We start from the raw sequence: 24,457 nt of genomic DNA, 5'->3' as shown, positions 1-24,457 counted from the left end.
GGTATCAATCATCCGAAAATCAGCAATTCACAGATCAATTGGGGTCATGCCAGTATCGAATCACAGAGGGGTCATTCATCCCTTATACGCATCAATCTAGCACACGTATGTCCAACGATCTGCTCAGCATTCCCTGCGTGCTCATGCGCGGCGGTACCTCCAAGGGCCCGTTCTTCCTGGCCAGCGACCTTCCGATGGACATCGCTGAACGCGATCGCCTGCTGCTGGAAGTGATGGGCTCGGGCCATCCGTTGCAGATCGACGGCATCGGCGGTGGCAACGCGCTGACCAGCAAGGTGGCGATCATCGACAGCTCCAGCCGTCCGGACGCCGATGTCGACTACCTGTTCGCCCAGGTACGGGTAGAGCAGCAGGTGGTGGATACCTCGCCGAACTGCGGCAACATGCTGGCGGCCGTAGGCCCGTATGCCATCGAGCGTGGGCTGGTGCAGGCGCAGGATCCGCAGACCGAGGTGCGCATCCACAACGTCAACACCGGCAAGCTGATCATCGCCACGGTGGAAACGCCGGGCGGCAATGTGGTCTACCGCGGTGATACGCGCATTGCCGGCGCGCCGGGCTCGGCCTCGCCGGTCAGGCTCTCCTTCCTTGATGCGGCAGGTGCCCGCACCGGCAAGCTGCTGCCCAGCGGGCATGCGCAGGAGACCATCGATGGCGTGCCGGTCAGCCTGGTGGACTGCGCGATGCCGATGATGCTGGTACGTGCAGAAGACCTGGGCGTGCGCGGCGATGCCCCGCCCGCCGAACTGAACGCGGACGCGGTATTCATGCGCCGGCTGGAAGCGCTGCGCATCGAGGCAGGCGCCCGCATGGGCATCGCCGACGCCGGCAACAAGGTCATTCCGAAGCCGGTGCTGCTGTCGGCGCCGCAACATGGGGGCGATCTGCAGGTGCGCTATTTCATGCCGCATCAATGCCACACCGCGCTGGCCATTACCGGCGCGGTTGGCCTGGCCACCGCCGCCGTTACGCCGGGCACGCTGGCCCACACTTTGGTCGGATGCCTGTCCGTTCCCGGCAGCCTTACCCTCGAACATCCGGGCGGGGCCCTGGAGGTGGGCCTCAGTCGCAGCTCGCAGGATGCGCCGGTCGTTGCCAGCGTCGTGCGCACCGCACGCCGCCTGTTCGAGGGCCGCGTGTTTGCCACCACGCCAGCACTTGCCGTGGCCGGTTCCACCCAAGCCCGCCAATGGACGTCAGCGGCATGATCTGAACCCGGACGGGCCGGCGCAGGTGCGCATGCCCGCCATTACAACGTAGATGCTTCACTCCTGGGAGGGATGATGTACAAGCAGTTCTTGATGGCCGCGCTGTGCGCGGCTGGTCTGGCCGCGGCCGGATGCAGCAACAGCGGGCGCACCGAAGGCGCATCCGCCGGCGGTGGTGACAATGCACCGGTACGCATCAGCGTCGGCTCCTACAACCTCAACAACCTGCCGTTCTTCATCGCCGACGCCAAGGGGTACTTCAAGGACGTCGGCCTGCAGGTGAAGACCGAGAACTTCGCCCAGGGCGGCTCCAAGGTATTGCAGGCGCTGGTGGCCAATTCCACCGACGTGGCCGTCGGCTTCTACGACCACACCATCCAGATGCAGGCCAAGGGCAAGGACGTGGTGGCCTTCGTGCTGCTCTCGCGCAACTCCGGCCTGGTGATGGCCGGCCGCGAGGATGCCACCTTCGATCCGGCCCGCCCGGAGACCATCAAGGGCCAGAAGGTCGGCATTACCGCACCGGGCTCATCGTCGGATTTCTTCGTCCGTCACTTCCTCGCCCAGCACGATATTCCGGCTGACAGCATCTCGTTGATCGGCGTCGGCTCGGGCGCCGCAGCGGTAGCCGCGCTGGAGCAGGGCAAGATCGACCTGCTGGTCAACTACGACCCGGCCGCCACCCTGATCACCGAGCGCAAGGTCGGGAAGATCCTCCTCGACGCGCGCAGCGATGACGGCGCCCGCCAGGTCTATGGCGGCCTGTACCCGACCTCGGTGATGTACGCCAACCAGAGCTTCCTGGACAAGCGCCCCGAAGCGGCCGAGAAGATTGCCCGCGCCGAGCAGATGGCGTTGAAGTTCATCGCCGACAACAGTGCTGAAGACATCGTTGCGGCGCTGCCGGACAGCTACGTTTCTGGCGACCGCGCCACCTATGCGCGCGCGGTGGAGAACGCCCGCGCGATCTTCACCCGCGACGGTCATTTCACGCCGGCTGATCTGGAAACGCCGTTGAAGGTGCTGCGCGAGTTCAATACGGACGTGGCCAAGGCCAACATCGATCTGTCCCGCACCTACACCAATGCTTTCGTCGAGCGTGCCAACGCTGCGGCGCCGGCTGCCCAACCGTAAGCGGAGGTAACCCCATGGCCCTCAATGCCACCGTGCGCCACCTCAATGGCGCACCGCAGCTGGAGCCTGCACAGACCATGGTCGCGCTCAACAAGGTGACCATGTCCTTCGGCGAATTCACCGCCGTTCGTGATGTCGACATCCAGGTAGGTGATGGCGAGTTCCTTGCCATCGTTGGGCCAACCGGCTGCGGCAAGAGCACCATCCTCAATTCCGTGGCGGGCCTGCTGAAGCCGTCGTCCGGCCAGGTCAGCATCGACGGCCGTGCGGTCAGCGGGGTCCAGGAGTCGGTGGGCTACCTGTTCCAGCAGGACGCGCTGCTGCCGTGGAAGACCGCATACCAGAACGTTGAGCTCGGCCTGCGTTTCCGTGGCGTGCCCGAAGCCGAACGCAAGGCCAAGGCCAACGCGTGGCTGGCCAAGGTCGGCCTGGCCGGTTTCGAGCATCGCTACCCCCACCAGCTGTCCGGTGGCCAGCGCAAGCGCGTGCAGATGGCGCAGGCGTTGATCGTCGAGCCGAAGGTGATCCTGATGGATGAGCCGTTCTCGGCGCTGGACATCCACACCCGGCACCTGATGCAGAACGAGCTGCTGCGCCTGTGGCAGGAGGACCGGCGCTCGGTGATCCTGATCACCCACGATCTGGAAGAAGCGATCGCCCTGGGCGACCGCGTGGTGGTGCTGTCCTCCGGCCCGGCCAGCCGTGTCGTGCGCAGTTTCGACGTGGATCTGGAACGGCCGCGGAACGTGGCCGAAATCAAGCTGGATGACCGTTTCACCGACCTGTACCGCGACATCTGGGCCTGCCTGCGCGGCGAAGTGGAGAAGAGCTATGCACGCCAAGACTGACAAGTTCATCCAACTGGCCCTGGTTGTGGCCGTGTTCGGCGGCTGGGAGGGCGGCATCGCGCTGGGCGTGATCGATCCGTTCTTCTTCCCATCGCCAACGGCGATCGTGCAGCAGGCCTGGACCTGGCTGTCCGATACCTCGTTCTACCAGCACGTCTACATCACGCTGACCGAAACCGCGCTGGGCTACATCATCGGCACCGGCCTCGGCGTGGCCGGCGGTGTCTGGCTGGGCCTGAGCCGCCGCTCGGCGCGCATCCTCGATCCCTTCATCAAAGGCTTCAACGCAATTCCGCGCGTGGTGCTGGCCCCGATTTTCGTGTTGTGGCTGGGGCTGGGCCTGTGGTCGAAGGTGGCGCTGGCGGTCACCCTGGTGTTCTTCACCACGTTCTTCAATGCCATGCAGGGCGTACGCGAGGTGAATCCGGTGGTGCTGGCCAATGCCCGCATCCTGGGCGCAAGCCGCAGCGACCTGCTACGCCATGTCTACTTCCCGGCAGCGGCCAGCTGGATCCTGTCCTCGCTGCGCACCTCGGTGGGCTTCGCCGTGGTCGGCGCGATCATCGGTGAGTACCTCGGCGCCTCGGCGGGCCTGGGCTACCTGATCGCGCAGGCAGAAGGCAACTTCAACGCCGTCGGTGTGTTCGCCGGCATCATCATCCTGGCCGCCTTCGTGCTGGTCATCGACGCGCTGCTGGACGTGGTCGAGAACAAGCTGATCACCTGGCGTCCCAACGCCCAGGCCCAGGCCACCAGCTGACCGGGCCGGGCTGAGCCCGCCTGCCGCGCCGCCGGGCCGATCCGGCGGCGCGCGCTTCCTCCCCCGATCTTCCCCCGCACCACCGCAACAGGCCAGCGCCGGGCCAGGGGGCCGGCTGGCCGGAGAGAGTCCATGAACCATTCCACCGTGCTGCCGCTGGCAGCGCTGTCGGTCGCGCTCGGCCTGCTGTTGGCCAGTGGCCATGCTGGCGCCCAGGCTGTTTCGTCCCCACCCGCACCACTGAGCCAGGCCGAACTCTCACGCCTGGTGCAGCAGCAGGCGCTGCAGATCCAGCAGTTGGAGGCGCGCCTGCGTGCCGTGGAGGGCGGGCACAGCACCGCCGGTGCGGCGGCCGCAACGCAGGGCCCCGCGCTGGACACCCGCGTCGCCGCACTGGAATCCAGCCAGGCCAAGGCGCCCAAGGTCACCTGGTCCAAGGGCGCACCGGAGTTCAGCAGTGCCGATGGCAGCGTGGCGTTCCGTCCGCGCGGACGCCTGTTCGTCGACGCATCCAGCACAGACGGATCATCAGTGAGTGACCGCAACATCTCCGGTACCGAGATCCGCTCGGTGCGGCTGGGCGCCGAAGGCCGCTATGGCATCCTCGGCTGGGCGGTGGAAGGTGACTTCGCCGACAACGCGGTGGCGTGGAAGTCGGTCTACGCCACCGTGGACCACCGCCTGTTCGGGCTGCCGGCCGACCTGACCGTGGGCAACCGCCTCAACGACCGGGGTATCGACGGCTCCAGCAGCACTTCCAACACGCCGTTCCAGGACCGCAACGTGGTCGGCACGCTGATGCTGCCGCAGCGCGGCCTGTTCGGTGTCGGCCTGACCGAGCGCGTGTACGGCAAGGACTGGCATGCCAGCCTGTCGGTGGCCGGCAACGATCTCAACAACGCCGGCACCGACAACGACAGCCAGACCTGGGCCACGCGCGTGCATTGGAACCCGGTGGCCAGTGATGCGGTCACGGTGCACCTGGGGGCCTGGGCCTTCCACGAGGAGATCGCCGCAGGCGCCAGCGGCGTCGTCCGCAGTTCGGCCATCGCCGGGCACTTCAACGACCTGGTCAAGATCGCGCCGGGCACACTGCTGGGCGCCGAGCGCAGCACGGCCTATGGCGCGGAACTGGCAGGCTTCTTCGGGCCGGCCTGGGCGACCGGCGAATGGGGTACGCGCAACCTGCGCGGGGCCGACGCCAGCGGGCGCTACGATCTGGACCACCAGGCCTGGGCGATTTCGGCTGGCTGGTTCCTGGCCGGTGCAAGGCCGGCCTATTCGGGCAAGGCCGGCACCTGGGGCCGGGTCAAGGTGGCCGATCCTGTCACCCGCGGCGGTGCCGGGGCATGGGAACTGAAGGGGCGCTACGAGGATGTGGACTATGCCGAGCTGCCCAGTGGCGGTACTGGCCACGCGTGGACGCTGGGTGCGAACTGGTATCTCAACGATTTCAGCCGCGTGATGTTCGAGGCGATCCGTTGGCAGACCCGCAACCGCAGCGGCACCGGCCAGGGCAGGGATGAAGGCACCACCTTCAACACCCGCCTGCAGGTGGCCTTCTAGAAGCGCATGCCGCTCGTGCGCCGATCAGAGCAGCAGCAGTGCTCCGATCAACGCCGGCGGCATCACCAGCGCGCCGACGCGCAGGAAGTCGAGCGCGCTGACATGCTCGCCCTCGCGGCGCAGCGCCACAAGCCACAGCATCGTCGCCAGCGAACCGGTGACCGACAGGTTGGGTCCCAGATCCACGCCGACCAGCAATGCGGCACGGGTCTGCGCCGGCAGGTCGGCCATCTGCCCCAGCGAACCGGCGGCCAGGCCGACCGGCAGGTTGTTGGCTACGTTGCTCAGCAGCGCAGCCGCGCCACCGGCCAGCCAGCTGGCCTGGCGGGGAGATGCCTGCGCCAGGGCCTGCAGGGCGCTGGCCGCGGTCTGGATGACACCGGTCTGCGCCACCGCTTCCACCAGCACGAACAGTCCCGCCACCAGCGGCAGCACCCCCCAGGACACGTGGCGCAGCGGTGGCAGCGGGCTGCGCCGCTGGCGGATCGCCACCACCGCAACACTCACCGTACCTGCGCAGAACGTGGTCAGGCCCAATGGCCCGTTCAAGGCCGACGTGACCAGCAACACGGTGCCGGTGAACAGCACGCCCAGTGCGCTCAGCCGGCCGCCGTCGGTCAACGGGCGATGCGCCGGCGCGGTCACCAGCGGCTGGGCGATCTCGCGCCGGTGCACCCAGCGCAGGACCAGATAGGTGGCACCGATCGCCGCCGCCGACGGCAGCGCGAACTGCGCCAGCCATTGCAGCAGCGGCGGCAGGTGCTGGCCGTACACCACCAGGTTGGCCGGATTGGAAATGGGCAGCACGAAGCTGGCCGCATTGGCAATGAATGCACAGACGAACAGGTAGGGCAGGGGATTGGCGCGCGCCGCCTTGCAGGCAGCGTAGACCGCCGGCGTCAGCACTACGGCCGTTGCATCGTTGGACAGGAACACCGTCACCAGCGTGCCGACCAGGAACACCAGGTCGAACAGGCGTCGCCCGGATCCGCCCGCATGCCGCACCGCGTACAACGCGACCCAATCGAACAGGCCTTCGCGCCGCGCCAGTTCGGCCAGCATCATCATGCCGACCAGGAACAGGTAGACGTCGCGGCCTTCGGCCACCGCACCCCATGCGGTATGCAGCGACACCGCGCCCAGCAACGGCAACAGGGCGGCAGCGCCCAACGCCCACACATATTCGGGGATGCGCAAAGGACGGAACAGCAGACCGAGGGTGGCAACGGCGACCGCTGCCCAGATCACGAGGGGGGCTTGGGGGGCGAGCATGGAGTGGGGCTTCAGCGGCACCTGCAGCGACCCCGGCGCAGGTGGGGCCTGGCGCGCGCGATCAGCGGATGGGCGGCCGCTGCAAATCATCGCAGGTTCCGGGTCGCCGCATCATACCGTGCGGCGCGGCTTGGCGACTGCTGCCCTGGACCGCGTTGCAGGTGGGCCGGGGGGCGGCGCCCAGCCCACGTTCAGCACTCAAGCGGGCCATGACTTCAGGCACTGCAGCGTGACTACAAATGTAGTCAATCTACGCACACACCCATTGGACGAGATTGCGATGCCAAGATCCTGCTGGTTGTCCTGCGCCCTGGCCCTGGTGTTCGGCATCGCCGGGCCCAGCCAAGCGGCGACACGTGCCGATGCCCTTGCCGCGATCGAGCGCAACGCACGCGCCGCGCATTCCGATGCGGTCCTGGTGATGCATGAGCGGGAGACGCTGCTTGAGCTGAAGCCCGCCGCCGGGCAGGAATCCGTTCACCTGATGTCGGCCACCAAGTCGGTCGTCGCGCTGGCCATTGCATTGCTGCTGGACGAAGGAAAGCTGGCTTCGATCGATACGCCGGTCAGCCGGATCTATCCCGAATGGAAGCAGGGCAGGAAGAGCGCCATTACCGTGCGCATGCTGCTGGACCATACCTCGGGCCTGCAGAACGTGGCGAACGCGGGCGAAGAGCTGGAAGGGGCCCCGGACCTGGTCAAGCTGGCACTGGCTGCCGAGCTGAGCGATGACCCGGGCAACGTGTTCTCCTACAACAACAAGGCTACCAACCTGCTGCCCGGCATTGTCGAGCGCCTGGCAGGCGAGCCTGTGGACGCGTATCTGGACGCGCGGCTGTTCAAGCCCCTGGGCATTGCCCACTACACCTGGATGAAGGATGAGGCAGGCACCCCGCTGGGCATGGCCGGGCTGTCCCTGCGCGCGGCCGATCTTGCCGCCATCGGGCAACTGTTGCTGGACGGAGGCGTGGCACCGGATGGCAGGCGTCTCCTGAGTGAGCAGTCGGTCGCGTTGATGACGACCGAAAGCGCCCGTGCGCCAGATGTTGGGCTGCTGTGGTGGCGGATACCGGCCTGGGAACGGTACCAGCTCAAGCCCCGGCTACGGGATCTGCTGGTGAAAAGGGGCGTGGATGACGACGTACAGCGCGCACTGCAGGCCAGCGCAGGGCGAGTATTCGAAAGCCGCAGCGCACTGGTCGCCTTCCTCGCCAATCAGCTGGGCGCGGACTGGTCCCAGCGCTACGGCAGCCAGATCTCCGCGCGCGGCCTGAAGCTCGCCGATCTCTACGACATCTCACGGGGACCGGTCGTCGGCTTTGCCGCCAACGGCTACCTGGGCCAATACCTGATGATCGTCCCGGAACAGCGCGTGGTCGCCGTGCGTCTGGTTCACCGGCGCGAGACCCACAGCGCTCCACAGGACGACTATCCCTCCTTCTTCGCCGATGTCCTGCAGCTGGCGCGGACACTGCAATAGGCCCTGTCGTCATCATGTCCACGCGCTCTGAACATCCTCCTGGAGCGTTCTTCACTGTCGTGCCGCTAAAAGTGGGATGACATCTTGGCGGCACACCTACTGAAGCATGTTTGATTATCAGGACTGGACCTTCCACGCCAATGGCCGCACGGTAGTGGCGCGGGTAGCGCTGGACGGCGACGGTGGCGGTACCATCAACCGCTACCAGCTGGTGCCGGGGCCGGCGCAGTCGGGGCTGAGCATCAAGGTCGCCTCCCAGGATGAGGCCGCGCAGAAACTGGAGGCCGAAGTGACCAAGCTGCTCGGGCCGGAGTGGTAGCCACGACGCCATGCCGGGCAGGGATCCGCATGGTGACGTCGGGATGACCGGCCCGGGCAACGGGCATCGCGCCGGATGCCCGTTGCGTGAGGCCGCTTACTTGGGCATCAGCACGGTGTCGACCACGTGGATGACGCCGTTGGACTGGCCGACATCTGCAACGCTGATGCCTGCCTTTCCACCCTTTGCGTCGATGACCCAGAGCTTGCCATCGTGGAGCGCCACGGTGAGAGGCTCACCCTGCACGGTCTTCAGGGTGGCCTTGCCGCTGTGCTTGCGGGCATCGGCCAGAAGCTGGGCGGAACTGTAGTTGCCCGGGACGACGTGGTAGGTCAGGATCCGGGTCAGCTGTGCCTTGTTTTCAGGCTTCACCAGTGTCTCGACAGTGCCTGCAGGCAGCTTTTCGAAGGCCGCATTGGTGGGCGCGAAAACAGTGAAGGGCCCGGCGCCGTTGAGGGTGTCGACCAGGCCGGCTGCTTTGACCGCTGCAACCAGCGTGGTGTGATCCTTGGAATTGACGGCGTTCTCGACGATGGTCCTGGTGGGGTACATTTCTGCCCCGCCAACGATGACGGTGTTGGCGGCGAAAACCGAGGAGCCGGACGAAACGAGTACGGCGAAGCCGACTGCGGCGGCGATGCGCTGAAGAGCGTTCACGGTGCGTTCCTTTCTGGATGACCCGCAAGTGCGGGCATTTTTCCTACGTCGGGTGAGCGTGACCGGATGCAGCAACGGCCGAGTCATCAGCGGTTTGGCCCGCAGGCGGTTTTGCTGCGCTGCATGGTGACAACGGCGAACCGAGGTGATTACTCTCCGCTGCAACGCGATGGTAGCGCTACCAGTCGGACGGGGATCCAAGGTCCAGGGGCTGCCTTCTTTGCCGCGTGTTTGTCCTGGCAGGCTTGAAAAGCAAGTGTAAGTCGCGGCGTGCCCGAGCACCCGTGCTGTTCGGTTTGGAATGCGGGCCACGCCCGTGCGTGCCCCTGGGAGGGGGCGGTACATCCATTCGATCGTATGTCAGAGGGGACTTTCATGAGCACCTGCAGTTTCCGCGGCACCCTGGCCCCGAGGTCCGGTTCATGAGCCGCGCATTGGCGAAGTTCCGGTCCCGGGCCATGTTCACCTTCGTGGGTGGCGCCCTGGTCATCAATCCTGCCTTTGCGCAGGACGCAGCACCGGCGACCGGGCAGCAGCCGCAGAGCCAGTCGCAGCCCACCCAGCTCGATGCAGTGCAGGTCACGGGCATACGCAACAGCCTGAGCCAGGCCATGGACATCAAGCGCGACTCGGCGGGCGTGGTCGACGCGATCAGCGCTGAGGACATCGGCAAGTTCCCCGATACCAATCTTGCCGAGTCGTTGCAGCGCATCACCGGCATCTCCATCGAGCGCCGTGACGGCGAGGGTGCGCAGGTGACCGCGCGTGGCTTCGGCCCCCAGTTCAACATGGTCACGCTCAACGGTCGGCAGATGCCGGGCGCCGATGCATTCGGTGCCTCTGGACAGGTCGCCATCGGCGGTGTCGACGGCGGCACCCGCGCCTTCAATTTCGCGCAGCTGGCCGCCGAGGCCATCAATGGTATCGAGGTCTACAAGACCAGCCAGGCACAGGTGCCCAGCGGCGGCATCGGCGCGACGATCAACATCCTGACCTCGCGCCCGCTCGATCACGCCGGCATCGTGGCCAACGCCGGGGCGAAGCTGGTGTCCGACCAGAGCCAGCCGTTCGACAATGACCTGACACCGGAGCTGTCGGGCATCTTCAGCTACAGCAATCCGGAAAAGACCTTTGGCGTCAGCCTCAGCGCGAGCCAGCAGAAGCGCAAGGGTGGCTCGGTGCAGGCCACGGAGAACTACTGGAACGTGCAGCCGTGGACAGGGTCGATGCCGGGCAATCCGACCGTGGTAAATGCCCCGGCCGTCGGCCAGCTTTACGCGCGGCCCAACGACCTGCGCTACGCGTTCTCCGAATTCGAGCGCGAACGCGTCAACGGCCAGGCCGTGCTGCAGTTCGCACCGACGGACAGCCTGACCCTGACCGTGGATTACACCTACTCGACCAACGAGATCACCGAGAATCGCGGCGAGCAGGGCATGTGGCTGCAGAACAGCAACTACACCAACGTCGAGTTCGACACCAGTGGCGCCGTCGCGACGCCGGTATACATCCGTGAAATCGCCGGCACCAAGGATTTCGGCCTGGAACAGCAGCGCAGCGTGCAGGAATACAAGCTGGGTTCGCTGGGTTTCAATGCCGTCTGGAATGTCAGCGACCGCTTCAAGCTCAGTTTCGATGCGCACAACTCGAAGAACGAGAGCCGCCCGAATGACCCGCTCACCGGCGGTGGTTCGATCTTCATGAGCATCGCCGGCACCAACAACTGCACTCGTGGCCCGCATTGCGGTGGCTCCTGGGTGCAGGAGTTGAACTTCAACAATGGCCTGCCGGTTGGCACCCAGGTCTGGTATCCCAGCACCGCCGATGCGCTCGCCGGGACCAATGGCGTGGTCAATCCGGGCTTCCAGGAAGGCGAGGTCGGCACGCAGGTGCTGCGCGTCAACGCGCAGACCCAGATCAGCGAGATCAAGCAGGCGCGCGTCGATGGCGAATGGAACTTCGACCACGGGCGCTTCCAGTTCGGCGTGGACACCAACAAGTCCACCACCCACCGCATCCAGGCCGCCGAGGCCTACTCGACCCTGGGCGACTGGGGCGTGGCCAACGTGGACCGGGATACCGCCGCAGGCCTGATGGACCTGCTGCAGCCGGTCAGCATCGTCGGCCTGTTCGACGACTACAGTGCCAACAGCTGGCCCGCCTGGCGCGGCAATGCCGGGCAGCTCGCGCAATGGGCATCGCGCGAGTACGGCGTCGGCCTGGGTGTGAACCCGCAACGCGCGGCCGACAACTTCGTGGAAGAGAAGACCAAGGCGGCGTACTTCCAGGTGGAGCTGGACGGGGAGCTGGGTGGCATGCGCACCAACACCCGCCTGGGCGTGCGCTATGAAACCACTGACGTGGTGTCGACCTCGGTCATTGCCGTCCCCGAGTCCATCGAGTGGCAGGCCAACAACGATTTCCGCATCGTGCTGTCCGATGAGCAGCAGCCCTTCACGGAGAAGGCGCGCTACAGCTACATCCTGCCCAACCTTGATTTCAGCATCGACCTCACCGAGGAGCTGAAGGGCCGCGTTTCGTTCGGCAAAAGCATCGCCCGCGCGCCGTATGGCAATCTCTATGCGGGACCCGGGGCACAGCAGCCGTTCGGCTCGGTGCTGATCGATCCCTCGTCGCGCGCCAGCGGCAACTCGCAGAACCCGAGCCTGAAGCCGTTGGAATCGGACAACCTCGACCTGGGGCTGGAGTGGTACTTCGCCGACGCCAGCTATGTGTCATTGACCTACTGGAACAAGTCGGTCAGCAACTTCATCGGCAACACCGTCGTGCAGGAAAGCCTGTACGGCCTCACCGACCCGACCTCCGGGCCGGATGCGCGGGCGGCGTTGGACTTCCTGACCAGTGGCGCCTGCGTCGCCCAGGTCGGGCCGGCCAATGCCGCTGCCTGCTCGGCCAACGACACCTCGCTGTTCACCGCACTGGCATTGCTGCGCAACAATCCTGCCGGCCTGGGCGCCTACAACGGCACTGATGCGCAGGTGCTGGCCACCGAAGCGGCCTACGATCTGTATGGGCAGCCCAACGACCCGCTGTACCAGTTCAACGTCAATCGCCCGATCAACCAGAACAAATCCAAGCTGCATGGCTGGGAGCTGGGCGGACAGTACTTCTTCGGCGACACCGGCTTCGGCGTGCTGGCCAACTACACCGTGGTCAAAGGCGATGTCGGCTACAACAATGGCGGTGACCCGGGCATCGACCAGTTCTCGCTCACCGGCCTGAGCGACACCGCCAACGCCATGCTGATGTACGAGAAGTACGGGTGGTCGGTGCGCCTGGCATGGAACTGGCGCGACCAGTACCTGATCCTGGCCAACCAGGGCTCCAGCCGCAATCCCTACTATGTGGAGCCGTACGAGCAGTGGGATCTCAGCGTCAACTACGCGCTGGATGACCACTGGTCCTTCAGCCTGGAGGCGATCAACCTGACCGGCGAGGATGTGCGGTGGCGCTCGCGCACCTCGCAGATGATCGTCAAGCTGGCAGACCAGAGCCCGCGCTACATGCTGGGCGTACGCTACAAGTTCTGAGCCTGGTTGCCGATGCGTCCGGCATGGCACCACTGCCCGCCAGCGGTGCCCTGCCGGGACGGTGTCGCCGCACCTGTCGCGCCTGCGCTACGCTGCCGGCCAGCCACCCCGCACTGGACTGGATACCCTGATGGCCCGCTACGAAATGCTCAACAACATCGCGCATCGGGACCTGAGGGTCGCCACCGGATTCGGGCCGCAGTTCGGCGATGCCGTGGGCATGGTGCCGGCCTATCCCAGCGAGTTCGCCGAACTGCAGCGTGAGTATCCGATCTTCCTGCGCAGGGATACCGGGACGAAGGCGTGGCAGTCCGTGGCCCTGCTGGGTTTCGAACAACACGAGAACCTGTTCCTGCAGGACGGGCGCTGGAATGCTTCCTACCTGCCAGGCGCGGCGGCCAAAGGGCCGTTCCTGATCGGCTTCCAGGAGCACTACGTGGATGGCGTGCTCACCCAGGATTCGGTGATGCACGTGGACCTGGACCATCCGCGCGTCACCGCCGGCGCCGGTGAGCCGGTGTTCCTGCCGCAGGGCGGCAACACGCCTTACCTGGACCACATCGCCGGCGTTCTGCGCGGCATCCAAGAGGGCAGTGCCTTCGCGGCCAGTATGTTCACGATGCTCGACGACTGCGGGCTCATCCAGCCGGTCACGCTTGATGTGCAGCTCGCGCCGCACCACCGGGTGAGCGTGAGCGGATTGCACGGCATCGACCGCGAGCGCCTGGCTGCGCTGGACAGTCCACGCCTGGCTGCGTTGAACCGCGCCGGTTACCTGGAGGGTGCGTACCTGATGCTTGCCTCGCTGCATAACATGCGCCGCCTGATCGCCGAGAAGCAGCGCCGTCTCCGCGTCCAGGACGGCACCGCGCAGGCGGCCAGGAACTGACCGGTGCAGGCCACCCTGCCGATGCGGATCCTGGAAGGCATCGATCCTGCCGCCTTGCCACTGGCTGACCTGGTGGAGGCCGGTGAGCCGGTCGTACTGCGTGGCATCGCCACCGATTGGCCACTGGTCCAGGCCGGGCTGGGCGGGGTGCAGGATGCAATGGCGTACCTGTGCAGCGTCGATGCGGGTGCACCCATCCAGTACTCGTTCGGCGGCGCCGAGATCGGGGGGCGCCCGTTCTACAGCGCGGACTTCACCCGGTTGAACTTCGAAGCGCGGCGCGGCGTGCTGGCCCAGGTGCTGGAAGAGATCGCCATGACGCTGCATGCACCGCAACCGCCCACTTACTACGTGGCCTCGCTGCCGATTGCGCGGGCACTGCTGCCGGCATTCGCGCAGGCCAACGACGCCGGTCTGGCGAAGCAGGGCATCGACGCCACCGCCAGCATCTGGATCGGCAACCGGGTGACGGCCTCGTGCCATTTCGACACACCCGACAACCTCGCCTGCTGCGCGGTGGGGCGGCGCGAGTTCACCCTGTTCCCGCCCGCCCAGATCGACAACCTCTATCCGGGCCCGCTCGATCCCACGCCGGGCGGACAGGTGGTCAGCGTGGTGGACTTCGAACAGCCAGACTTCGATCGGCATCCACGTTTCCGCGAGGCGCTGGCGCACGCGCGCAGTGCGGTGCTTGGGCCCGGCGATGCGATCTTCATTCCCAGCATGTGGTGGCACCATGTACGCAGCCTGGAACCGTTCAACGTGCTGGTGAACTACTGGTGGCGAAGCTCGCCGGCCTGGCTGGGATCCGCGCTGGCGGCGCTGCACCACGCGATGTGGGCCGTGCGTGATCTGCCGGCGCGCGAAAAGCAGGCATGGGAAGGGCTCTTCCGCTACTACGCATTCGGCCCTGGCGAGCGCGCGGGGCAGCACCTGCCTGACGCCGCGCGAGGGGATCTGGCACCGTTTGACGAGCAGCGCGCCCGCCGCATGCGCGCGATGCTGCTGGGCAGGCTCAACCGTTGATAGAGGGCACCATGTTGGATACCCAGAGCACGCCTTCAGGGCGCATCCGCAAGGTGGTCATTGCCGGTGGCGGTACGGCGGGTTGGCTGGCCGGCTGCGCGCTTGCGCACCAGTTCCGTGACCAGCTGGAGATCACGCTGGTCGAGTCCGAGCAGATCGGCACGGTCGGTGTCGGTGAGTCCACTGTGCCGCCGATCCGCACCTTCCACCGTTTCCTGCAGATCGACGAGCAGGAGTTCCTGCGTGCGGTGGCCGGCACCTTCAAGCTGTCGATCTCGTTCGAGAACTGGCGCCTGCCGGGCGATCGCTTCTTCCATCCGTTCGGCACCATCGGCCATGGCACCTGGGCGGCCCCCTTCCATCACTTCTGGCTGGACAGCCTGCGCCGCGGCATGCCCTCGGACCTGGGCGACTTCTGCCTGGAGAGCATCGCCTCGCGTGGCGACCGCTTCTCGCTGCACACCCAGCCGCAGGCCAGCTATGCGTATCACTTCGATGCCGGGCTGTATGCGCGGTTCCTGCGCGGTAGGGCCGAGGCCCACGGCCTGCGCCGGATCGAAGGCCGGATCGCCCAGGTCAGGCAGCACGCGCACGACGGGTCGGTGCAGGCGCTGGTGCTGGACGACGGGCAGGTGATCGAGGGCGATCTGTTCATCGACTGCACCGGCTTCCGCGGCCTGCTGATCGAGCAGGCACTGGGCACCGGCTACGAGGACTGGCACGAATGGCTGCCGTGCGACCGGGCCGTGGCGGTGCAGACCGAAACGGTGGCGCCGCCGGTGCCCTATACCCGGGCGATCGCCCACGAGGCGGGGTGGCGCTGGCATATCGCGCTGCAGCACCGCGTTGGCTGCGGGCTGGTGTATGACAGCCGCCATCTGTCCGATGACGAGGCCGCCGCGAAACTGTTGCGCGATGCCGGGGCTCCACCCTTGCGCGATCCATGGAAGGTGCCGTTCCGCAGTGGACGCCGGCTGAAGGCCTGGAACAGGAACGTGGTGTCGCTCGGGCTGGCCAGCGGCTTCATCGAACCGCTGGAGTCGACCAGCATCCATCTGACAATCAGCGCGGTAGTGCGCCTGATCCAGCTGTTCCCGTTCGACGGCATCAGTGCGTCGCTGGTGCAGCTGTACAACGATGTCAGCCGCCAGGAAATGGAGCACGTGCGCGACTTCATCATCCTGCACTACCACGCCACGCAGCGCAGCGAACCGATGTGGAAGGCCTGTCGCGAGATGCGCGTGCCGGAATCGCTGCAGCAGCGGCTGCAGGCGTGGCGCGAGCGTGCACATGCGTGGCAGGACCCCGGCGAGCTGTTCCGTGTCGAATCCTGGACCAGCGTGCTGCTCGGGCAGGGCATCGCGCCCGGTCCTGCCCACCCGCTGGCGCGGGCCGTGAGTGATGTCGATCTGCGCACCTTGTTGAAGGGCATCCAAAGGCCTGTGCAGCAGGCCGCCGCGCAGATGCCGGCGCAGGCGGAGTTCATCGCGCAGTACTGCAGGTCCGGCGTGGACGTGTGGCGTTCGACGGCAGCAAGCGCGTAGCAGGCTTTTGCGTTGCAGCACGCTTTTTCCGCTGCAGCTGGTTACAGTGCGGCAACACCGCTGGCGATGACGCGCGCGGTGGCAACGAGGGGGCCGGACACCACGCCCCCTTTTTGAGTCCACGGAATGTTAGCGCTACCTTTTTGTTGATCGGAGGCGGTTTCGATGGGTCTGGTTGCAGGGATCGATGCAGGGACGCAGAGCCTGAAGGTGCTGGTCTATGACCCGCGGAAGCAGGCGGTGGTGGCCTCGGCCAGCGCGCCGCTCGCGCTGGACCGCGGTGCCGACGGCAGCCGCGAACAGGCGCCGGCCGACTGGGTGTCGGCCCTGCGCGACTGCTTTGCCCGGATCGATCCCTCGCTGCGCGCACGCATCGTTGCGCTGGCGGTATCGGGCCAGCAGCATGGGTTCGTGCCGGTCGATGATGCTGGCGAGGTACTGGCGCCGGCCAAGCTGTGGTGCGACACCAGCACCTCGGTCGAATGCATCCAGATCATGGAGGCCGTGGGCGGGTTCCAGCGGACCATCGCGCTGGCGGGCAATCCGATCCTGGCCGGCTACACGGCCTCCAAGCTGCCCTGGACCCGGACCCACCGTGCCGACGCCTATGCGCGGCTGGCGACCATCCTGCTGCCACACGACTACCTGAATTTCGTGTTGACCGGGCAGCGGTTCTGCGAGCTTGGCGATGCGTCCGGCACCGGCTGGCTGGACGTGCGCACACGCACATGGTCGCAGGAACTGCTGCGCGCAACCGATCCTGATCGTGATCTTGCTGCCTGCCTGCCGCCGATCGCTGCGCCCGATGCCCTGTTCGATATCGCGCCCAAGGCTGCGGCCGCGCTCGGGCTTGCAGCGGCGGTGAAGGTGGCCGTTGGCGGCGGCGACAACATGATGGCAGCGATCGGCACCGGCTGCGTCACGGAAGGGCGGCTGGCGATGAGCCTGGGAACCTCCGGAACGCTGTTTGCGTATTCCGGCTCGCCGGTGATCGATCCGGATGGCGCGTGGGCGGCGTTCTGCTCGTCCACGGGGGGCTGGCTGCCGCTGATCTGCACCATGAACTGCACCGTGGCCACCGAACGCGTGGCCACCGCCTTCGGTTTCAGCAGCCGCGACGGTGACGCGCATCTTCGCGCAACGCCGCCGGGGGCAGGGGGCCTGGTGATGCTGCCGTTCCTCAATGGCGAACGTACCCCTGACCTGCCGCTGGGCAAGGGCGTGCTGGCTGGCCTGGACATTGCCAATTTCACCCCGGCGCATGTGTACCGCGCCGCCATGGAGGGCGCGACCTACAGCCTGAAGTACGGCTACGACGCCTTCGTCCGCGCGGGCATGCAGTTCGATCGCATCGTGCTCACCGGCGGTGGCAGCAACAGCGCTGCCTGGCGTCAGCTGGTGGCTGATGTGTTCGGCCTGCCGGTGGACGTCCCGGTGCAGGCCGAAGGTGCGGCGTTTGGTGCGGCACTGCAGGCGCTGTGGGCGCTCGCCCGGGCGCAGGGAGACGCCACCTCGATCAGCGACATCACCGCGCGCCACGTCACCGTCGATCCCGCGCTGTCCGCACGGCCGGATCCGGACCGCAGCGATGCCTATGCACGGGCCTACGCACGCTTCCTCAGTCATCTCAATGTCATCACGCCGCTGCAGCGCGGCTGATGACTCCTCCACGACACCCCGTACAACGACAGGAGCACGCACCATGAGCACGCAGCCCTTCATCGGCGCCAAGGAATACTTCCCCGGCGTCGGCCGCATTCCGTTCGAGGGCAAGGGCTCGGACAATCCGCTTGCCTTCAAGGTCTACGATGCCAACCGGGTCATCGGTGGCAAGACCATGCAGGAGCATCTGCGCTTCGCCGTGTGCTACTGGCACACCTTCTGCAATGCCGGGCACGATCCGTTCGGCCCGGGCACCCGCCAGTTCCCGTGGGAGGCCGCCTCGCCACTGGCCACGGCCGAAGCAAAGGTGGACGCGGCGTTCGAGTTCTTCACCAAGCTGGGCGTGCCGTACTGGTGCTTCCACGATATCGACCTGGCGCCGGATGCCGACGACATCGGCCAGTACCAGAAGAACCTCTCGCATATGGTGGGCCTGGCCAAGGCGCGCCAGGAGGCCACCGGCGTCAAGCTGCTGTGGGGCACGGCCAACCTGTTCTCGCACCCGCGCTACATGAACGGCGCATCGACCAATCCCGACTTCGCGGTGGTCGCGCGTGCAGCCGTGCAGGTCAAGGCCGCCCTGGAGGCCACGGTCGAACTCGGTGGCGAGCACTATGTGTTCTGGGGCGGGCGCGAAGGCTATGCGTCGCTGGCCAATACCCAGATGAAGCGGGAGATCGAGCATTTCGCGCGCTTCCTGACCATGGCACGCGACTATGGCCGCAGCATCGGGCTGAAGGGCAACTTCCTGATCGAGCCCAAGCCGATGGAGCCGATGAAGCACCAGTACGACTTCGACAGTGCCACGGTGGTGGGCTTCCTGAAGCAACACGGGCTGGACAAGGACTTCAAGCTCAACATCGAGGCCAACCACGCCACGTTGTCCGGCCATACCTTCGAGCACGACCTGCAGGTCGCGTCCGATCATGGCCTGCTCGGCAGCATCGATGCCAATCGCGGCAACGCCCAGAACGGCTGGGACACCGACCAGTTCCCCAGCGATCTGTACGACACCGTGGGCGCAATGCTGGTCGTGCTGCGCCAGGGCGGGCTGGAGGGCGGGTTGAACTTCGATGCGAAGGTGCGCCGTGAGTCGACCGACCTGGAGGATCTGTTCATTGCCCATATCGGCGGCATGGATGCGTTCGCACGCGGGCTGGAGGTTGCCCATGCACTGCTGACCGAGTCGCCGTGGGAGCAATGGCGTGCGCAGCGCTACGCAAGCTTCGATTCCGGCGCCGGCCAGGATTTCGAGCGTGGCACGCTCAGCCTGCCGGACCTTGCGGCACTGGCCGCCCGCCTCGGCGAACCGCGCCAGGCCAGCGGCAAGCAGGAGCGTTACGAAAACCTGCTCAACCAGTACCTGCTGCGCTGAGCGCGGCACGCAGGCCAACGGCGGCAACGGTGCACTCAAGGGGACGGGGATGAACCAGGCAGCAGGCAGCGGTGAGAACACGCGGCTGATCGTACTGATCAGCGTGGTGGCGACGATTGGCGGTTTTCTGTTCGGCTTCGACAGCGGCGTGATCAACGGTACCCAGGATGGCCTGCACCAGGCGTTCCGGTCCGGTGAATGGATGCAGGGGTTCGAGATCGCGTCGATGCTGCTGGGCTGTGCGGTGGGCGCGTTCAGTGCAGGCCGGCTGGCCGATCGCCTGGGCCGCCGCAACGTGCTGATCCTGTCGGCAGTGATGTTCCTGCTGTCGGCACTCGGTGCCGGGGCGGCGGTCTCGTCGGCCTGGTTCATTGCCGCGCGGGTGGTGGGTGGATTCGCGGTCGGCGCGGCCAGCGTGATCTCGCCGGCCTACATTGCGGAGGTCGCTCCGGCCCGTTACCGCGGACGCCTGGCTACCGTGCAGCAGATCGCGATCATCACCGGCCTCACGGCCGCGTTCCTGTCCAACTACCTGCTGGCGGCCGCAGCGGGCGCGTCGACCGAACCGCTGTGGGGCGGGCAGGCCGCCTGGCGCTGGATGTTCTGGATGCAGGCCGCGCCATCACTGGTGTTCCTGCTGCTGTTGCTGACCATTCCGGAGAGCCCGCGCTACCTGGTGGTGAAACGACGCAAGGACGACGCCCTGCGGGTACTGACCCGGCTGCTGGGCAGCGACAAGGCCAGGGCCACGCTCGAGGAGATCGATGCCTCGCTGTCCAACGACCATCATCGCCCGCGACTGTCGGACCTGAAGAGCACGCTGACCGGGCGGATCCGCCCGATCGTGTGGGTCGGCGTAGGGCTGGCCTGCTTCCAGCAGCTGGTCGGCATCAACGTGGTGTTCTATTACGGCGCCGTGCTGTGGCAGGCGGTCGGCTTTTCCGAGAACGACGCACTGCTGATCAACGTGCTGTCCGGCGCACTGAGCATCGGCGCCTGCGTGGTCACCGTGCTGCTGATTGACCGGATCGGCCGCAAGCCCCTGCTGTGGTTCGGCTCGGCCGGGATGTCGCTGTCGCTTGCACTGGTGGTGGTGGCGTTTGCCAGCGGTTCGCTGGCCGACGGGCATCTGCAGCTGCCCGGCCGCATGGGCACGCTGGCGCTGGTGGCGGCCAATGCCTACGTCGTGTTCTTCAATCTGTCCTGGGGGCCGGTGATGTGGGTGATGCTGGGCGAGATGTTCCCGAACCAGATCCGGGGTTCGGCACTGGCGGTCGCCGGCGCGGCGCAGTGGACCTCCAACTTCGTGGTCACGGTGACGTTCCCGATGCTGCTGGCCGCGGCAGGGCTGGCAGCCACCTACGGCATCTACCTGGCCGCTGCCGTGATCTCGGTGATCTTCGTCGTCCGGCATGTGCACGAGACCAAGGGCAAGGAACTGGAGCAGATGGAAGGATGAGCGCCATGACATCGCAGACCTCCTTATCCCGCAGCGGCACGCTGCTCGCGGTAGTGATGCTGGGATTGCTCGGTTGCCACGGGCAGGACCGGCCCGCCGCCACTGCGGGAACCGCCAGCGACCCGTGGCCGCAGGTCACCTGGCCACTGGCCGCGGATCCTGCGCTGGAGAAGCGGATCACCGACCTGATGGCCGGCATGACGGTGGAGGAAAAGGTCGGCCAGCTGGTGCAGGGCGACATCGCCAGCGTCACCCCCGACGACGTGCGCCGCTACCGCCTCGGCTCGATCCTGGCCGGAGGCAACTCCGATCCCGGCGGCCGCTATGACGCCTCGCCGGCCGAATGGCTGGCGCTGGCCGACGCGTTCTACGACGCCTCCATGGATACGTCCAAAGGCGGCAAGCCCATCCCTCTGCTGTTCGGCATCGATGCCGTGCACGGGCAGAGCAACATCATGGGTGCCACGTTGTTCCCGCACAACATCGGGCTGGGCGCCACGCGCAATCCGGAGCTGCTGCGGCAGATCGGTGGCATCACCGCGCTGGAGACCCGCGTCACCGGCATGGAGTGGACGTTCGCGCCGACCGTTGCGGTACCCCAGGATGATCGCTGGGGACGCACCTACGAAGGCTACTCCGAATCGCCGGAGGTGGTGGCCAGCTATGCCGCCGCCATGGTGGAGGGATTGCAGGGCAGGGTGGGAACACCGGAGTTCCTCGATGGCCGCCATGTAATCGCCTCGGTGAAGCACTTCCTGGGCGATGGTGGCACCACTGACGGCAAGGACCAGGGCGACACCCGTATCAGCGAGTCAGATCTGGTTCGCATCCACGCGGCCGGATACCCGCCGGCAATCGCCGCCGGCGCGCAGACCGCAATGGCGTCGTTCAACAGCGTCAACGGTGAAAAGATGCATGGGCACCGGCATTACCTCACCGATGTGCTCAAGGGCCGCATGAACTTCGGTGGCTTCGTGGTGGGTGACTGGAATGGTCATGGACAGGTCAAGGGCTGCACCACCACAGACTGCCCGGCCACCATCATCGCGGGCCTGGACATGGCGATGGCTTCGGACAGCTGGAAGGGCTTCTACGAGACGACGCTGGCTGCGGTCAAGGACGGCCGGATCACGACGCAGCGGCTGGACGATGCAGTGCGCCGGATCCTGCGGGTCAAGTTCCGCCTTGGGCTGTTCGAGGCCGGCAGGCCATCCACGCGGGCCGTCGGCGGGCAGTTCGCACTGATCGGCGCGCCGGCACATCGCGCGGTCGCCCGGCAGGCCGTGCGCGAATCGCTGGTCCTGTTGAAAAACCAGGACCACGTCCTGCCGCTGTCTCCGAAGCAGCGGATCCTCGTGGCCGGCGACGGTGCCAACGATGTCGGCAAGCAGGCGGGCGGCTGGACGCTCAACTGGCAGGGCACCGGCACCACCCGCAAGGACTTCCCCAATGCGGACACGATCTATGAGGGCATCGCGCGCCAGGCCAGCGCGGCGGGTGGTGAAGCCGTGCTTGCCGTTGACGGTCGCTATGCAGTGAGGCCCGATGTGGCGGTGGTGGTGTTTGGCGAAGACCCCTATGCCGAGTTCCAGGGAGACCGGCCGACGCTGGCCTACAAGCCCGGCAACGAAACGGACCTGGCGCTGCTCAAGCGGCTCAAGGCCGAAGGCATACCGGTTGTTGCGGTTTTCCTGAGCGGGCGGCCGCTCTGGGTGAACCGGGAAATCAATGCCGCCGATGCCTTCGTGGCTGCGTGGCTGCCGGGCTCGGAAGGCGCCGGGATTGCCGATGTACTGCTGCGCGGAAGCGATGGCCGCGTGCAGCACGATTTCAAGGGCAAGCTCAGTTTCAGCTGGCCGCGCACCGCCACCCAGTACGCCAACAACGTCGGCCAGAAGGACTACGATCCGTTGTTTGCGTTCGGCTTCGGCCTGACCTACGCCGACAACGGCGACCTGGCCGCGCTGCCGGAGGCATCGGGCGTGACCGGCAACGAAGGCGCGACCGGCGTCTTCTTCGCGCGTGGTGACGCAGGCCCTGGCATGGCACTGCGGCTCGAGGATGCCGCTGGCCAGGGCCTGACCGTGACCCGCGTACCGGACGCATTGCCCGATGACCGGCTGAAGATCACCGGCGTGGATCATCTGGCGCAGGAGGATGGGCGACGCCTGGCCTGGTCGGGCAAGGGCGAGGCCGTCGCTGCACTGCAGTCGCACACGGCGCTGGACCTGCAGCGCGAATCCAACGGCGACCTGATGCTGCTGACCACGCTACGGGTGGACGCAGCCCCGAAGGGTGAGGCGTGGCTGTCGGTGGGCTGCAGTGCGGGCTGCTCGGCGCGCGTCGCCATCGGGCCGGCGTTGGCGGCGCTTCCACAGGGCCAGTGGAAGCGTGTCGGCGTGCCGCTGAAGTGCCTGGCCAGGGCGGGTGCAAGGATGGACGCGATCGACCGACCGTGGTCGGTGGTGACGGGCGATGCGATGACGATCTCGGTGTCACGCGTCGCGCTGGGTGCGCTGAACGAAGCCGAGGTCACCCTCGGATGCGGAGCATGATGCCTGCGCTACCGCCGCCGGGGCGGCGCGGCGACCGAATCGCGTGCGATCAGCCGATGCGGCATCACATGATCGCGCAGCACCGTTGCGTCCGCCGCCGGACGGCGGATGGTGCGCAGCAGGATGTCGACGGCCGCGTTGGCCATCGAGGCGATGGGCTGGTGGATCGTGGTCAGTTCCGGCCACACGGTGGTGGCGGCCGAGGTGTCATCGAAACCCACGACCGACAGGTCGCGCGGCACTTCCAGCCCGCGCCGATGCGCGACGGAGATGGCGGCAGCGCCCATGTCGTCGTTGCTGGCGAAAATCGCGGTCGGTGGGCGGCGCTGGGACAGCAGCTTTTCGGCGGCAGCCAGGCCGGACCGGTAGGTGTAGTCACCGTGCTGGACCAGGCCAGGCTCCACCGCCAGCCCGGCCTCGCGCAGGGCGGTGACGAAGCCGTCGTAGCGGAGCGCACTTGCGCTCAGGTCATCGCGCCCACGGATGAAACCGATGCGGGTGTGTCCCTGCCGAAGCAGGTGATCGGTCATTTCCTTGCCGGCACTGAAATCGTCGATGCGGACGCAGGACAGGGCCTCGCTCAGGCGCCCCGATGCGATGGCCACGACCGGAATGCCTGCCTTGACCAGTTCGCTTACGGCGGCCTGCGATTCGCACAGGGGGGGCGGCAGGATCACCCCGTCGACGCGTCCGGCGAGCGCACGCGCCGCCTTGCGTTCGGATTCGGCATCCAGGTTGTCCCAGTAGTCGATGACCAGCTGGATGGCGGAACTGGAGGCGACGCGCAGCAGGCCCACCAGCAGTTCGCGCAGGTAGGCGCCGCTGGGGTTGGTGTAGATCAGCGCAATGCGCGTGTGCTGTGCGGCGGCCAGCGAACTGGCGGCAAGATTGGGCGTATAGCCGAGCTCACGCACGGCGCGCAGCACGCGCTCGCGGGTGACGTCGCGCACCTTGCCCTGGTTGATCACCCGCGACACGGTCATCGGCGAAACGCCGGCAAGGGCCGCAACCTCGTCGATCGTCACGCCTGCGGTTCTGCGGCGAACCGATTTCTTCGGCTTGTCCAATGCACGATCCCTTTGTTCTTGGTGGCGCTGCCGCGCGGGTGCGAAGGACGATGATGCGCTGCCC

General features: G+C 66.7%; 18 protein-coding genes. 15 read left to right on the top strand and 3 right to left on the bottom strand.

What is annotated here, in order from left to right:
- The first annotated feature begins 107 nt into the window (after positions 1-107).
- The 5 genes from ACSYHF_RS10475 (at position 108) to ACSYHF_RS10455 (ending at position 5,537) form a co-directional block, all read left to right on the top strand.
- The gene (locus tag ACSYHF_RS10475) at positions 108-1,229 is read left to right on the top strand and encodes a 4-oxalomesaconate tautomerase (RefSeq protein ID WP_447575597.1); all 1,122 of its coding nucleotides are present in this window, start codon (positions 108-110) and stop codon (positions 1,227-1,229) included.
- A 75-nt stretch (positions 1,230-1,304) separates the two neighbouring features.
- On the top strand, positions 1,305-2,363 hold the full coding sequence (locus ACSYHF_RS10470; RefSeq protein ID WP_329846849.1) for an ABC transporter substrate-binding protein: 1,059 nt from the start codon (positions 1,305-1,307) through the stop codon (positions 2,361-2,363).
- 14 nt (positions 2,364-2,377) lie between these two features.
- Positions 2,378-3,211 (top strand): ABC transporter ATP-binding protein, encoded by an 834-nt coding sequence (locus tag ACSYHF_RS10465; RefSeq protein ID WP_053496569.1) that lies wholly within the window; start codon positions 2,378-2,380, stop codon positions 3,209-3,211.
- Entirely contained in the window at positions 3,195-3,971 is a 777-nt protein-coding gene (locus tag ACSYHF_RS10460; protein WP_005409726.1) for an ABC transporter permease, read from the top strand. Before ACSYHF_RS10465 ends, ACSYHF_RS10460 begins: the two co-directional genes overlap by 17 nt.
- A 132-nt stretch (positions 3,972-4,103) precedes the next feature.
- Complete coding sequence (locus tag ACSYHF_RS10455) at positions 4,104-5,537, top strand: OprO/OprP family phosphate-selective porin (protein WP_134956389.1); 1,434 nt, start codon at positions 4,104-4,106, stop codon at positions 5,535-5,537.
- Between the two features lie 24 nt (positions 5,538-5,561).
- On the opposite strand, the gene ACSYHF_RS10450 is transcribed toward ACSYHF_RS10455, so the two are convergent.
- Positions 5,562-6,809: an arsenic transporter gene (locus ACSYHF_RS10450; protein WP_447575596.1), complete on the bottom strand. Its 1,248-nt coding sequence runs from the start codon at positions 6,807-6,809 to the stop codon at positions 5,562-5,564.
- A 298-nt stretch (positions 6,810-7,107) separates the two neighbouring features.
- Between ACSYHF_RS10450 and ACSYHF_RS10445 the strand changes: the two genes are divergently transcribed.
- Positions 7,108-8,289, top strand: coding sequence for a serine hydrolase domain-containing protein (locus tag ACSYHF_RS10445; protein WP_005416610.1), 1,182 nt, complete (start codon positions 7,108-7,110; stop codon positions 8,287-8,289).
- A 106-nt stretch (positions 8,290-8,395) separates the two neighbouring features.
- On the top strand, positions 8,396-8,608 hold the full coding sequence (locus ACSYHF_RS10440; protein ID WP_005416609.1) for a hypothetical protein: 213 nt from the start codon (positions 8,396-8,398) through the stop codon (positions 8,606-8,608).
- A 96-nt stretch (positions 8,609-8,704) separates the two neighbouring features.
- Here ACSYHF_RS10440 and ACSYHF_RS10435 read toward each other — a convergent pair whose 3' ends face one another.
- A complete protein-coding gene (locus tag ACSYHF_RS10435; RefSeq protein WP_329845301.1) occupies positions 8,705-9,265 on the bottom strand; it encodes a fasciclin domain-containing protein in 561 nt (186 codons plus the stop codon).
- Between the two features lie 422 nt (positions 9,266-9,687).
- Here ACSYHF_RS10435 and ACSYHF_RS10430 point away from each other — a divergent pair, with 422 nt between their 5' ends.
- From ACSYHF_RS10430 to ACSYHF_RS10395, 8 genes are all read left to right on the top strand, one after another.
- The gene (locus ACSYHF_RS10430) at positions 9,688-12,816 is read left to right on the top strand and encodes a TonB-dependent receptor (RefSeq protein ID WP_329845300.1); all 3,129 of its coding nucleotides are present in this window, start codon (positions 9,688-9,690) and stop codon (positions 12,814-12,816) included.
- A 130-nt stretch (positions 12,817-12,946) separates the two neighbouring features.
- Entirely contained in the window at positions 12,947-13,705 is a 759-nt protein-coding gene (locus tag ACSYHF_RS10425) for a SapC family protein (RefSeq protein ID WP_188247442.1), read from the top strand.
- Between the two features lie 3 nt (positions 13,706-13,708).
- Entirely contained in the window at positions 13,709-14,731 is a 1,023-nt protein-coding gene (locus ACSYHF_RS10420; protein WP_188247441.1) for a cupin-like domain-containing protein, read from the top strand.
- A gap of 11 nt (positions 14,732-14,742) precedes the next feature.
- A complete protein-coding gene (locus ACSYHF_RS10415; RefSeq protein WP_329888211.1) occupies positions 14,743-16,275 on the top strand; it encodes a tryptophan halogenase family protein in 1,533 nt (510 codons plus the stop codon).
- Positions 16,276-16,440: 165 nt separating this feature from the next.
- Positions 16,441-17,934 (top strand): xylulokinase, encoded by a 1,494-nt coding sequence (gene xylB / locus ACSYHF_RS10410; RefSeq protein WP_447575595.1) that lies wholly within the window; start codon positions 16,441-16,443, stop codon positions 17,932-17,934.
- 43 nt (positions 17,935-17,977) lie between these two features.
- A complete protein-coding gene (gene xylA, locus ACSYHF_RS10405) occupies positions 17,978-19,312 on the top strand; it encodes a xylose isomerase (protein ID WP_447575594.1) in 1,335 nt (444 codons plus the stop codon).
- Positions 19,313-19,361: 49 nt separating this feature from the next.
- Entirely contained in the window at positions 19,362-20,771 is a 1,410-nt protein-coding gene (locus ACSYHF_RS10400) for a sugar porter family MFS transporter (RefSeq protein ID WP_005416600.1), read from the top strand.
- A complete protein-coding gene (locus ACSYHF_RS10395) occupies positions 20,768-23,326 on the top strand; it encodes a glycoside hydrolase family 3 protein (RefSeq protein ID WP_329845294.1) in 2,559 nt (852 codons plus the stop codon). The genes ACSYHF_RS10400 and ACSYHF_RS10395 overlap by 4 nt, the downstream gene beginning before the upstream one ends.
- Before the next feature lie 8 nt (positions 23,327-23,334).
- On the opposite strand, the gene ACSYHF_RS10390 is transcribed toward ACSYHF_RS10395, so the two are convergent.
- The gene (locus tag ACSYHF_RS10390) at positions 23,335-24,393 is read right to left on the bottom strand and encodes a LacI family DNA-binding transcriptional regulator (protein ID WP_032954175.1); all 1,059 of its coding nucleotides are present in this window, start codon (positions 24,391-24,393) and stop codon (positions 23,335-23,337) included.
- Positions 24,394-24,457: the final 64 nt, after the last annotated feature.

It is taken from the genome of Stenotrophomonas maltophilia group sp. P373 (genome assembly GCF_053295075.1).
This window is presented reverse-complemented; position numbering and strand designations above follow the sequence as displayed.